General features: G+C 33.2%; 15 protein-coding genes. 8 read left to right on the top strand and 7 right to left on the bottom strand.

Going from position 1 to position 13,080, the window contains the following annotated elements; genetic code table 11:
• The 7 genes from CKF54_RS06620 to CKF54_RS06590 form a co-directional block, all read right to left on the bottom strand.
• Nucleotides 1–1,119, bottom strand: a complete 1,119-nt coding sequence (locus CKF54_RS06620) for a PTS sugar transporter subunit IIA (RefSeq protein ID WP_119525574.1) — start codon at nucleotides 1,117–1,119, stop codon at nucleotides 1–3.
• Between the two features lie 6 nt (nucleotides 1,120–1,125).
• A complete protein-coding gene (lptB, locus tag CKF54_RS06615; RefSeq protein WP_119525573.1) occupies nucleotides 1,126–1,851 on the bottom strand; it encodes an LPS export ABC transporter ATP-binding protein in 726 nt (241 codons plus the stop codon).
• Nucleotides 1,852–1,868: 17 nt separating this feature from the next.
• Nucleotides 1,869–2,354, bottom strand: a complete 486-nt coding sequence (locus CKF54_RS06610; protein WP_119525572.1) for an LptA/OstA family protein — start codon at nucleotides 2,352–2,354, stop codon at nucleotides 1,869–1,871.
• Nucleotides 2,355–2,374: 20 nt separating this feature from the next.
• Nucleotides 2,375–2,926, bottom strand: a complete 552-nt coding sequence (gene lptC / locus CKF54_RS06605; protein WP_119525571.1) for an LPS export ABC transporter periplasmic protein LptC — start codon at nucleotides 2,924–2,926, stop codon at nucleotides 2,375–2,377.
• Between the two features lie 6 nt (nucleotides 2,927–2,932).
• Nucleotides 2,933–3,505: a KdsC family phosphatase gene (locus tag CKF54_RS06600; protein ID WP_119525570.1), complete on the bottom strand. Its 573-nt coding sequence runs from the start codon at nucleotides 3,503–3,505 to the stop codon at nucleotides 2,933–2,935.
• Nucleotides 3,506–3,575: 70 nt separating this feature from the next.
• A complete protein-coding gene (locus CKF54_RS06595) occupies nucleotides 3,576–4,559 on the bottom strand; it encodes an SIS domain-containing protein (protein WP_119525569.1) in 984 nt (327 codons plus the stop codon).
• A 16-nt stretch (nucleotides 4,560–4,575) separates the two neighbouring features.
• A complete protein-coding gene (locus tag CKF54_RS06590; protein ID WP_147396832.1) occupies nucleotides 4,576–5,535 on the bottom strand; it encodes a hypothetical protein in 960 nt (319 codons plus the stop codon).
• Between the two features lie 709 nt (nucleotides 5,536–6,244).
• On the opposite strand from CKF54_RS06590, the gene atpB reads away from it, so the two are divergent.
• From atpB to atpC, 8 genes are all read left to right on the top strand, one after another.
• Nucleotides 6,245–7,060, top strand: a complete 816-nt coding sequence (gene atpB, locus CKF54_RS06585) for a F0F1 ATP synthase subunit A (RefSeq protein WP_119525567.1) — start codon at nucleotides 6,245–6,247, stop codon at nucleotides 7,058–7,060.
• An 88-nt stretch (nucleotides 7,061–7,148) separates the two neighbouring features.
• A complete protein-coding gene (gene atpE, locus CKF54_RS06580) occupies nucleotides 7,149–7,394 on the top strand; it encodes a F0F1 ATP synthase subunit C (RefSeq protein ID WP_119525566.1) in 246 nt (81 codons plus the stop codon).
• 66 nt (nucleotides 7,395–7,460) lie between these two features.
• The gene (locus CKF54_RS06575; protein WP_119525565.1) at nucleotides 7,461–7,931 is read left to right on the top strand and encodes a F0F1 ATP synthase subunit B; all 471 of its coding nucleotides are present in this window, start codon (nucleotides 7,461–7,463) and stop codon (nucleotides 7,929–7,931) included.
• 37 nt (nucleotides 7,932–7,968) lie between these two features.
• On the top strand, nucleotides 7,969–8,520 hold the full coding sequence (locus tag CKF54_RS06570) for a F0F1 ATP synthase subunit delta (RefSeq protein ID WP_119525564.1): 552 nt from the start codon (nucleotides 7,969–7,971) through the stop codon (nucleotides 8,518–8,520).
• Between the two features lie 85 nt (nucleotides 8,521–8,605).
• The gene (gene atpA / locus CKF54_RS06565; RefSeq protein ID WP_119525563.1) at nucleotides 8,606–10,159 is read left to right on the top strand and encodes a F0F1 ATP synthase subunit alpha; all 1,554 of its coding nucleotides are present in this window, start codon (nucleotides 8,606–8,608) and stop codon (nucleotides 10,157–10,159) included.
• A 39-nt stretch (nucleotides 10,160–10,198) separates the two neighbouring features.
• On the top strand, nucleotides 10,199–11,074 hold the full coding sequence (gene atpG, locus CKF54_RS06560; protein WP_119525562.1) for a F0F1 ATP synthase subunit gamma: 876 nt from the start codon (nucleotides 10,199–10,201) through the stop codon (nucleotides 11,072–11,074).
• A gap of 18 nt (nucleotides 11,075–11,092) precedes the next feature.
• Nucleotides 11,093–12,481, top strand: a complete 1,389-nt coding sequence (gene atpD, locus CKF54_RS06555; protein WP_119525561.1) for a F0F1 ATP synthase subunit beta — start codon at nucleotides 11,093–11,095, stop codon at nucleotides 12,479–12,481.
• A gap of 42 nt (nucleotides 12,482–12,523) precedes the next feature.
• Entirely contained in the window at nucleotides 12,524–12,949 is a 426-nt protein-coding gene (atpC, locus tag CKF54_RS06550; RefSeq protein WP_119525560.1) for an ATP synthase F1 subunit epsilon, read from the top strand.
• The last annotated feature ends 131 nt before the right edge of the window (nucleotides 12,950–13,080 follow it).

Below are 13,080 nucleotides of genomic sequence, written 5' to 3'. Positions count from 1 at the left end.
CTAAGAATTCTTTTTTGTTTTTAGCCAATCTAACAAAGCCAAGGATTTCCACACTTCTTCTTCATCAGTAGAAACACCTGTTTTTACTAAGCTGGAAACGTGCGTATTTAACTTATTAAAAATATCCCCTAGACTTGATTGAATTTCATCTAAATCATTCGGATTAATAAAAAGTAAATAAATAAACTTAGCTTTTAAGTTGAGATTGTAATTGTATACGCAAGGGGTTTTTAGTCCTACAAAATGCATTTTACTATATGCCACTTTTTCAGTGACTACCCTTAAAAATACAGCTTGATCACCAATATACTGACTTCCTTGTCTATCCCTTGCTAAAACATCTGATAGTATTTTATTTACTTCATCTGTTGTTGCTTGGGGAAGCTCTCTACCTATAACATCTATAACCAAGGATTTAATTCTTTGCGCCTTTAAATCTAAATGTATATTTTGAGGACTAATCAAAGTTATTAAATTTGCATAGTTATGTTTTACATCATCTAAAAATTTAGAAGCTGTATCTAAATCTGTTGATAAAGTTACTTCAGCTAGTGGAAGTTCTAATTCTTTAATCGCATTGGTATTGTGGAAAAATCTAGCGGCAGCTAAAGCTGGAGAAACTTCAAAATTATCTGCTAATTTGTCTGACTTTTCTATATCAGTTTGGATTACTGTAGAAAGATACCTTCTTAAAAAATTTCTATCAATTTTTTTCTGTAAAACACTTTCATCTAGTAATGTAAAGGAAATTTCTTTTTTAGCATAAAAGTGCTTTACGACTACAAAAGAGTAATTTACTTTATTAACAAAAAAACCGCTTGAAACCTCTAACCATCTATAAAGATTTAAGTCAGTGTTTAGAGGTTTCTTCTCATACTGAAATTTACGATTTTTAAGTTGGTAAGAAACGGTATAAGTTGTTACCTGATTCTGCAAAGTGTAGAGACTATTTTTGGTAGTAAAGTTTTTATCTAAAGTGATAACTAGCTTCTTTACACATGGTAAAGTTTCTACCTTATCTCTTGTTTGATTGCTAGATTTTGTATTTTTTACAGTACCTTTTCTATTAAAAAATATAGAAAACGAACTTTTTAAAATTTCAGAAAGAGACCATTGCATAATAAATTATAAGTAATCTTTAGGAATATATAACTCTTGCACTCTTTCATTTTCTTTTACTTCTTCAGGTGTACCCGAAGCTATAACATGTCCTTCACCAATAATATAAGCGCGATCACAGATTTCTAAGGTTGCCTTTACATTATGGTCTGTGATTAGAATTCCTATCCCTAGATCCTTTAAAGCTGTTATATTATTCTTAATATCTTCTACTGAAATAGGGTCAACCCCTGCAAAAGGTTCATCTAATAAGATAAATTTAGGATTAGCAGCTAAGGCACGAGCAATTTCAACCCTTCTTTTTTCCCCACCTGACAATGCCTGACCTATAGATTCAGAGATGTGAGAAATATGAAACTGTTCTAAAAGTTCTTCTAAAACTCTGTCTCTTTGTTTTTTAGTTAAATCTTTTCTTAACTCTAAAACAGCGTAAATATTTTCTCTTACAGTTAACTGTCTAAAAATACTAACCTCTTGAGGAAGATAACCAATTCCTAACTCCGCTCTTTTATAAATAGGAAAGTTAGTTATACATTGATCATCTACAAAAATATCGCCTTCATCCTGTTCCACTAACCCTACTATAGTGTAGAACGTTGTAGTCTTACCAGCTCCATTAGGACCAAGTAATACTACTATTTCACCTGAATTTACTTCTAAGCTAACATCTTTAACGACAGGTCTTTTGTATGATTTAGCTATATTTCTTACAGATAACTTATGTTGTAACATTTAAAAACTCTATTACTTTATTTATTTGAAGAGCTTGAACTATTTAAAATAGTTTTAACCTGTGTAGAACTACTACCTTTCGCTGTTATATTTCCCGTATTAACGTTATAAATTAACACGTTACCAGAAATATTGTTAGTTTGCAGAACAGCTGTTCCATTTATAGCTGTTACTACACCACTATTTACGTCAAAAGTTAATTCACGACAATCTAATCTAAATTCTCGCTGTTGATTTGTTAAAACTACGTTATTGCCTGTAGCTACTATAGTTCTTTTACCATTTATATTTGAAGCAACTACGCGGTCAGCTCTAATCGTTGTTGTTTTATTGTATATAACTACAACATTACCAACAAAAACAGATCTTAAATTACCATCACCAAGTTGCTCTAATTCTTGGTTATTTGATTGAATTGAAACTGTATTATTACTTGTTGAATTTGCATAACTAAAAGTTAAGCTACCTACCAAAAGTAAAATTAGGCTAATAAATTTATACATTAAACCTTCACTTTTCTAAATTAAAAATTATATTCTGTTTCAACATTACCATCTAAAGTGTAACGGTTATCTTTGAGGTAGAATTTAAATCCGTCAGCTTTAGTTGTAAATGATTGTCCAAAAATAACTATAGGACTTTGACTAGAAAGGATATAACTATCTAGTTCAAGAGTAGAATTTAAAATATCTGCTCTTAAAAAATTTGGGTTTCCTAGAGTAAATATTTTCATATGCTCCGGAAATGTTATAACTTTATTTTCAAGAGTTGAGGAGGAAGTACTCATAAAAATAGAGTTAGAGATATTTTGTTGATCTAAGGAATACACTAAAACATTTTTAAAGTTAAATGTATTACTATCTACTTCTTTTTCTGTGTACTCACTTAATAGAGTATATTCACTTTTACCTAAAGGATTAAATGCTACTAAAACAGCATTTGTTAATTCCATTTGTGGCTGGTCTCCAGCTACAACATTGGAATTACTCTCTTCATCTTTCCAAAAAAGAGAGTAATATCCAATTGCAATAGCTAAAAGAATAGTCACAAAAAGTATTCTTTTTTGCAGAAACATTAGCTATTATTCCACTTCATTCCAAAATTTTAATAACTCATCACGCATATCGGAATCAACGTTATTAGCTAAAATAATTAAATCACATACTTCACGAATAGCGCCTAATCCCCCTTGATTTAAGGTTGTATATTTAGCATATCTATCAACAATTGGATGTCTATTCGGAACTGTGATTGGTAAACCTGCAACTTTGAATGCAGAAATATCTATGAAGTCATCTCCAACAAATGCAACTTCTTCAGCTTTTAAAGAATATTTATTCATTAGCTCTTGAAGAAATTTACCTTTATCTTCAACACCTACGTAGAAATCATTTTCATCGACTTTTAAAACTTGAGCACGGTACTCTAAAGCTTTATTTTGGCGACCTGAGATAATTGCAATATGTAAACCATACTTTTTAGAACGCGCGATAGCATAACCATCTAAGACGCTATAAGTTACTCCAACAGATGTTTGGTTATCGTAATAGTGCACTTGTCCAGGAGTCATTACTCCATCATTATCAAGGACTAATAATTTGATACCTTTAAATAAATGTAATTTATCTTTGGCATATTGGCGATAATCTAACATATAACTCCCTAAAATTAAAAACACGTTTACATAACGCTTATTATATCCTAAAACGATCTACTCTATAAGATTAGCTGATGCCTGAATTAAGTAAAGCCAAGTAATTTACTACACCCAATAATTTTCCTTGCTCATCTGTAATTGGTAAAACTGTAATTCGCTTTTTCTCCATCAACTGTAGCGTATGGTAAGCCAAGTCATCCAATTTACCTGAAGTAAAATTAGAGGTCATTACTTCACTCATTGGGGTGGTGTAGATATCAAAGTGATTAGTAATGGCTCTTCTTAAATCCCCATCTGTAAATATACCTAAGCATTTGCAATTGTCAGGATCTAAATTATCAACAACTATTACACAACCAAGATTTTTTTTAGACATCTCTACAAGGCATTCGCTTATCATCTGCTCTTTAAGTACGAGAGGAAGATCATTACCACTTTTTAGAAGATTCTCATTTGTTACTAACAATCTTTTACCTAAAACTCCAAAAGGGTGTGATGAAGCAAACTGCCCCGCTGATAATTGTTTTTTATCGATTAAAGATACAACCAAGCAATCACCAAGCACTAATGTATTTGTAGATGAGGCTGTTGGAGCTAAGTTTAACGGACAAGCTTCCTTATTAACATTTAAAGTTAAATATACTTCACTATATTTAGCCAAGGTAGATCTTGGATTATTAGTTATCCCTATAACTTTAACTTCTTTACTTTCTAAATATGGTAATAGGCTATTAAACTCATAAGCTTCACCAGAGTTAGAAACATATAAGACTACGTCTCCTTTTTCTATCATGCCAGCATCACCATGCCCTGCTTCACAAGGATGGACAAAGAAAGCACTGGTCCCAGTGGAAGCAAAGCTTGCTGCAATCTTTTTAGCAATATGCCCAGATTTACCAATCCCCATACAAATTAGCTTACCTTTACATTCATTTATTAAATCGCAGGCTTTACTAAATTCTGAAGATTTAATTGTCTTCTCTAAATTTTTAATTTGCTCTAACTCTATATTTAGAGTTCTAATCGCACTTTCAATGTAAGTATTATTCATTTATAAGGGCTTCTATTTAGTTTAATTTATCTTTTAAAAAGTCAAACCACTTACTGATTTTATTGATTCTACCGCTGATCAATTCAGGATCTTGCCAACTAAAAGTTATACCTTGAATTAAACGTTGTTCAATCAATTGATAACTATCTTTATTGGTTACAAAATAATCCAAAATGTCACTTAGTATACCTAAGTGTATCAATATCATCTTCTGTAATAGATACCTCTCGATCTTAGAAAAATCAATACTTTTATCATGGCTGACTAAATAACTTGAGGAAATATCTTGGTCTAAATAAAAATTAAGTAAGTGCTGAAAATTTGTATAAAGAATGTCTACATTCTTCAATGAAACTTCTTTAGCTTTATCGGAGAAGTTAAAATTTGTAAACCAAGGAGAGTTTAGTATACCCTCTCCCACAGGTTGCAACCTATCAATTCGTGTTCCTATCCTAAAATAAGGAGAAATAAAATTTTCTTGATTTATTTGTTGGGGAGTATTTGAAAATTTAACTTTGTGGACTTTACTTTCTAACGAAAACAACTCGTTTCTAAAAAAGTTTAGACTATTCTCTACTTCTTTAAATAGGAGCAGTAAAATGACATATCTAGCTTTGGGGGTAGAAGCTACCTCTCTTCTAATATTTTGAGAGAATTCTAGTGCTAGATTTGGATATGTCACAGAATTGTTCAAGAAAGCAAAAATCGAATTCGCAACTTCTCCAAAATCTCTAGCTTGTGAAGTTAAAAGGTTCTGGAGAAAAATAAAGCAATTATTTGAAAGCTCAACTTTTCCTAGATTTTGACACAGTAGCTCTTGGTATTTTTTTAATTCATCATCTGATACTAAAGGGGTGTTTAAAAGCCCTTGTACCTGATATTCATATGAACGAAACAAAAATAGATTTGTTTGATCTTCAACTGATATTTCTGTAACTTTTACTTTATGCTCTATTCTATTATGAATAGCATGCATACGGTAGAGATTAAAGCCTACAATTATTAGACTAAGCAAAAATCCTATTAGAGTAAATATACTCAGGAATTTCATTCTCTTCGTTCTAAAAAAATGCGTGCAACATAAAAACCTCCTTACCTCTTTGATTATTAGTTAGGATAACTCAATTATAACACTTCTCCATTTAACTCTCTTAATTTCCCTCCTTATGCTTTCATGCTCGAAAAATATACAAAAGTACTCAGGTTTAAAATTTACGCTTTTTTATATTGTTTATTAACACCTTACAAGAAGAAGACTAAAATTCTTTCTTAATTCCCCTTTGTAAATTGTAACTTTTTACTCAAATTTAAAAAATTTAGTTATATTTTTTTAAATTTTTAAAAAATGTTAAACACTATTTAATTGATAAATAAGGATAACTATAAAGGTTATACCAAATAAAAACAATTTTATACAACTTTTCACCGACCTATTCATTTACAACTTTCTCCTATTTATCACAAACTTATACCAGTAAACTAAAGTCCATTTTTTCACTAAAACAAGATAAAATCTAAAAAGAATGATATAATTAACTAAAGTTTTTTGCTAAATTCTTATTCTTGACTTCTTACATAATAAAATATATTTTTCAAGGATAATTTTAGAAAAAAACACTACTAAGCTTTATAAAAATTTTTATAAAGCTTCTTTATTAACAATTAGAAATAATTGAGGACGACTTATGTCATCTGGCAACGGAAGTGAACTAACTTTCAACCAATACCTTGACCACCATTTAAAGTATCTACATGTTGGTGACGGCTTTTGGTCGATTAACTTAGACTCACTATTAGTTTCATTTGTTTTAGGTCTATTTCTTGCATCAATACTGTTTTACCAAGCACGTAAAGTAAACATCTATAAACCTACAAAATTTCAGGTTGCAGTTGAACTCTTTATCGATTGGGTTAACGGTTCAGCAAAAAGCTTTATCGTAAACGCTGATGTGAAGTTTTTTGCTCCTCTTGCGGGTGTAGCTTTCCTATGGATTTTTGCAATGAACCTAGTGGATTTAATTCCTGTTGACTGGATCCCAAGATTAGTTGGTCTAATTGCTGGTGACCCTAACATTCATTTCAGACCTCTTCCAACGGCTGACGCGAATGTTACTTTTGGTATGGTAACCGCTATCTTTATTATCATTATCATTACCGGTTTCAAATCAAAAGGCTTAGGTTACTATAAAAACTTTGCTCTTCACCCACTTCCAGGTGTGCTATTAATCCCAGTTAACTTATTCTTAGAGATCTTAGGATTCTTCGCTGAGTTCTTATCATTATCTCTACGACTTTTCGGTAATATGTTTGCTGGTGAAATTATTTTCATCTTAATAGCAGCTATGTACGGTGCTGGGATTATTTTTGGTATCTTTGCATTACCATTAAGTTTTGTTTGGGCCCTATTACATATTTTAGTAATCACATTACAAGCTTATATCTTTATGATGTTAACAATTGTTTACTTATCTAAAGCTTGGAATAAAGATGAAGAACACTAAGATATTGTAATTAATCTTAATAACCAGTCTCTAGTTTCATTACTAGTATTTTGTTTTAATTTTTCAAAGTTAAGGAATATTTAAATATATGGACGCTAATACAACTTTAGTCGCATACAAAGCTTTAGCTGCAGCTATTATTTTTACAGGTTCATCTATCGGTGCTGCTTTAGGTTTAGGTATCTTAGGTTCTAAATATATTGAAGCTTGTGCACGTCAACCAGAATTAATTCCTACAGTACGTACTCAATTCTTCCTAGTGTTAGGTCTAGTGGATGCGGTACCAATGATCGCATTAGCTTTCGGTATCCTATACTCATTCGGTGTAATCTAATAGCTAAGCAAATTTGTAATTTAAATATAACAACGAAGTCCTTGTCCTATTTCTAAAGGAGAAACAATGGATATTAATGCAACCCTCATTGGGCAATCTGTAGCATTTCTAGTGTTTGTTCTTTTCTGTTATAAATTTGTTTGGCCACCAATTTCAAACGCTATTACTAAACGTCAACAAGAAATAGAAGATTCTATTAATTCAGCTTCTAAATTAAGAGAAGAAATTAATTCTGAAAAGAATCGCGCTGATCTTGAAATTAGTAAAGCTAAAGTTAAAGCTAAAGAAATTTTAACTGAAGCAGAAAAACAAGCAACTCAAATTATTGAACAAGCTCATGAACAAGCAGCGTCTAGAGCTGAACAATTAATTGAGCAAACTAATAAGAACCTTGCTCTTGAAAAATCTCGTGTACAACAAGAACTTCGTGCTGAAGTTGGTGCTTTAGCTATTGCTATTGCTGAAAAAATCGTACAACGTGAGTTAAATGCTAAAGATAATCAAGATATTATTGATAACGCTCTAAGTAAACTATAACTAAACAATTGTTTATATTAATTTAGAGAAAAATATTATGGAAAACGTTACAACAGTATCTCGACCTTATGCAACCGCTGTATTTGACTATGCGCTAGAACAAAGCGACAAAACGTCTGCATTAAACTTTTGGGAAAATGTTCTATTATCTCTAAAAGTTATTATGGAAACTGATGTCGCAAAAGAGCTTCTTACTGAACATTCTGAGTACCAAGCAGAAATTAAAAACTTTGTTTTAAATGTTTTACCTGCTGAATTAAATACTCAAGAAGTTAGCAATTTTTTAAGTACAGTTGAAGAGCATTTACGTTTCGGTTACTTACCTGGAATTTATGATTTTTTCATTAAATTAAGAGAAAATTATGATCTTCCAACACCTGTAACTGTAGTTTCTGCTAAGGAACTAAATGAAGAACAATTAAAACAAATTGGACAAAGTGTCGCAGTTAAAACTGGGCGCGCAGTTAAATTAAAAGTTGAAATTGACCCTTCAATCCTTTCAGGAATTATTATTAAATCTGAAAACTTTTCAATTGATTGCTCAGGTCGCAAAACTTTAGAAAATTTAAGTGCACAATTAACTAAATAGTTTGTTCAGTAAATTGTGTGTTAACTAATTTCTTATTACAAATATTTACTGAAATTTTGTAAATAAGTAGTTAAGGATAATTTATATGTCATCTCTTTCTGCTGTTGAAATCAGTGAAATTATTAAGAGCAAAATTGCTCATTTTAAAACACAAAATGATTTACAAAATTCTGGTACTGTAATCTCTGTAAGCGATGGAATCTTACGTATTAACGGTTTAAAAAATGTAATGCAAGGGGAGCTAATTGCTTTACCTAATGATCGTTATGCTCTAGCTTTAAACCTTGAACGTGATTCTGTTGGTGCGGTGGTACTAGGTGACTATGCAGACCTTAAAGAAGGTATCGAAGTACATAGCACTGGTCGTTTATTATCAGTTCCAGTTGGTGACGCCTTATTAGGTCGTGTAGTTAATGCTATCGGTCAACCTATTGATGGTAAAGGTGAAATCAAAGCTGAGCGTTTCGATCCAATCGAAGTTATCGCTCCTGGGGTTATCGATCGTAAATCAGTTGATACTCCATTACAAACTGGTTACCTAGCAGTTGACTCAATGATCCCGATCGGTCGTGGTCAGCGTGAGTTAATTATCGGTGACCGTCAAACAGGTAAAACAGCTTTAGCAATTGATACAATTATCAACCAAAAAGATTCTGGTGTTAAATGTATCTATGTTGCTATCGGTCAGAAAAACTCAACTATTGCTAACGTAGTAGCTAAATTAGAAGAGCACGGTGCTTTAGAAAACACTATTATCGTGGTAGCTTCAGCATCTGAATCAGCTGCTTTACAATACTTATCACCTTACTCTGGTTGTACTATGGGTGAGTACTTCCGTGACCGCGGTGAAGATGCTTTAATTGTTTATGATGATTTATCAAAACAAGCTGTAGCATACCGTCAAATTTCACTACTTTTAAGACGTCCACCTGGTCGTGAAGCTTTCCCTGGTGATATCTTCTACTTACACTCAAGATTACTTGAGCGTGCTGCTCGTGTAAGCGAAAAATATGTTGAAGAGTTCACAAAAGGTGAAGTGAAAGGTAAGACTGGTTCATTAACAGCTTTACCTATTATCGAAACTCAAGCTGGTGACGTTTCTGCGTTCGTTCCTACAAACGTAATTTCAATTACCGATGGACAAATCTTCTTAGAGACAAGTTTATTTAACTCTGGTATCCGTCCAGCGGTAAACCCAGGTATTTCTGTTTCTCGTGTTGGTGGTGCTGCTCAAACTAAAGCTATTAAAAAACTTTCAGGTGGTATCCGTACATCACTAGCTCAATATCGTGAACTTGCTGCTTTCGCACAATTTGCTTCAGACTTAGATGATGCTACTCGTGCGCAGTTAGAACACGGTCGTAAAGTTACAGAATTACTAAAACAAAAACAATATAAACCTAAGTCTGTAGCTGATCAAACTGTAATTCTTTACGCAATTGAGAAGAACTTCATTAAAGAAGTTGAAGTTGATCAGTTATTAGAATACTCTGATGAATTAGTTCGTTATTGTAATTCTGCAGCTCCTGAATTTATGGCTAAACTAAACAAATCAGGTGCTTGGGATGAAGCTACTATCTCAGAAGTAGACCGCTTAGTAAAAGAGTTTCAATCTAAGAGTCCTTTAACTCTAAAATAATAAACTCTGTATCTAACAATCTAATTTCTGAGGATAAGTATGGCTAATACAAAAGAAATACGAGGTAAAATTGCTAGTATTGAATCTACGCAAAAGATTACCTCTGCAATGGAAATGGTTGCTACTTCAAAAATGCGTCATGCCCAAGAAGCTATGGCACATAGTAAACCATATACCTCTGCATTAAAACGTGTTATTAGTCACATTGCTAAATCAAAACCTAATGCAAATAACCCATTTATTAAAGAACGTCCTGTTAAAAAAGCGCTTTTTGTTGTCGTTTCAACAGATCGCGGTTTATGTGGCGGTCTAAATATCAACCTTTTTAAACGAGTTTTATCAAGCCTTGATGAATTTAATAAACAAGGCATAAAGGTTGATGTTGCAGTAATTGGTGGTAAAGCTTTAGCGTTCTTCCAAAGTATTCATTATCACATTGCTTACTCAGTAACTAATCTAGGTGATAAACCTAACGCTGAGTTAACTTTAGGTTTTGCTCAAGGTATTGTTCAAGACTTTTTAGATGGCACATATGATCTAGTTGAGTTATTTAGTAATAAATATATCAATACTATGACACAACAGCCACGTCGCGAGCAGTACTTACCACTACCTACATTACCAGAAGATGTTGACCACTTAGCTTCAGACTCTAACTGGGACTACATCTACGATAATGATGATGCTGATGAATTACTTAAGGATCTAATTAGCCGTTATGTGCACAATATCGTTCATACTCGCTTATTAGAAACTTTAGCATGTGAACAAGCAGCTCGTATGATCGCTATGAAAGCTGCTACAGATAATGCTTCTAAACTTATTGATGAGCTTACTCTTGTATACAATAAAGCTCGTCAAACTAGTATTACAAACGAACTTAACGAAATTGTTGCTGGTGCAGCGGCAGTTTAACATTTATGAGGTTTACCAATGTCTTTAGGTAAAATTGTTGAAATTGTAGGTGCGGTTATTGACGTGGAGTTCCCACTAGATTCTGTTCCTAAAATTTATGACGCTCTTGAAGTTCAAGGTCTAGATCACCGCTTTGTTCTTGAAGTTGAACAGCAAATCGGTGGTGGTGTAGTACGTTGTATCGCCATGGGTCTGACTGAAGGTTTACGCCGTGGTTTAGACGTTGTAAACACTGGAGCTCCTATTTCTGTTCCAGTAGGTAAAGGTACACTAGGACGTATTATGAACGTATTAGGTGAGCCTGTTGATGAAGCAGGTCCAATTAATACTGATGAACTACGTTCTATCCACCAAAAAGCTCCTAGCTATGAAGAGCAATCAGCTTCTACAGACTTACTTGAAACTGGTATCAAAGTAATTGACTTAATCTGTCCATTTGCTAAGGGTGGTAAAGTAGGTTTATTCGGTGGTGCCGGTGTAGGTAAAACTGTTAACATGATGGAGTTAATCCGTAACATTGCGATTGAGCACTCAGGTTACTCTGTATTTACAGGTGTGGGTGAACGTACTCGTGAAGGTAATGACTTCTATCATGAAATGAGAGAATCAAACGTTCTTGATAAAGTATCACTAGTATACGGTCAAATGAATGAACCACCAGGCAACCGTTTACGTGTTGCATTAACAGGTCTTTCAATTGCTGAACGTTTCCGTGATGAAGGTTCTGATGTACTATTATTCATCGATAACATTTATCGTTATACTCTTGCAGGTACAGAGGTTTCTGCGCTTTTAGGTCGTATGCCTTCAGCTGTAGGTTACCAACCAACACTTGCAGAAGAGATGGGTGTACTACAAGAACGTATCACTTCAACTAAAAAAGGTTCAATTACATCTGTACAGGCTGTATATGTACCTGCAGATGATATTACTGACCCGTCTCCTGCTACTACGTTCGCTCACTTAGACGCTACTGTTGTATTATCTCGTCAAATCGCTTCTTTAGGTATTTATCCTGCGGTTGACCCATTATCTTCAACATCTCGTCAGTTAGATCCAAACGTTATCGGTGCAGAACACTATAATGTTGCGACAGCGGTACAACATACTCTGCAAAAATATACTGAATTAAAAGATATTATTGCGATCTTAGGTATGGATGAGTTATCTGAAGAAGATAAACAAACAGTTGCTCGTGCACGTAAAATTGAACGTTTCTTATCTCAACCTTTCTTCGTTGCTGAAGTATTCACAGGTTCTGCAGGTAAATACGTTCCATTAAAAGAAACTATCCGTGGTTTCAAAGGAATTCTAGAAGGATTATACGACGACATCCCAGAACAAGCATTCTATATGCAAGGTACTATTGATGAAGTTGTTGAAAAAGCTAAAACCCTTGCTAACTAGAATTTAGTGTACGTCTAATTTATTAAGCTAGCAGAGGTAGATATGTCAACAAGTACAATTGAACTTGTTATTGTTAGCCAAGATCAAATTATGTACAGAGGCTTTGTGGATCACGTTAATATCACTGGTGAAGCTGGGGAACTTGGTATTTATCCAAGACATACCCAATTACTTACACGCTTAAAACCAGGTATTGTTAGCTTTAATGTTGACGGTGAAGCAAAAGTAATGTATACATCTGGCGGTTTTGTTGAAGTTCAGCCTAATATAGTTACTATTCTTGCAGATGTAGCTATTCACGCTCATGAGCTTGATAAGGATCGTATCCTTAAAGCTAAAGAGATCGCTGAATCTAAACTATCTAATGCGTCAGGTGAAGATATGGAGCTTGTTGCTGCTAAACTTAAACGTGAGATAGCAAAACTTCGTGCTTATGAGTATATCAATAGCATGCAAAGTAAGCGCTAACAGAAAAATATGGGAGGTTTATACCTCCCGTATTTCATTCTAGAAAGTGCTAAACTTGTTAAAATCGAAAAAAATGGTATAATTTATATAGCTTTACCTTGTTTAATTTACAAATTTACTTATAAATGTAA

This window comes from Psittacicella hinzii (assembly GCF_003585885.1).
Lineage (GTDB): Bacteria > Pseudomonadota > Gammaproteobacteria > Enterobacterales > Psittacicellaceae > Psittacicella.
Note: the sequence above shows the minus strand (reverse complement) of the source record. Positions and strands in the feature narration are given on the sequence as shown.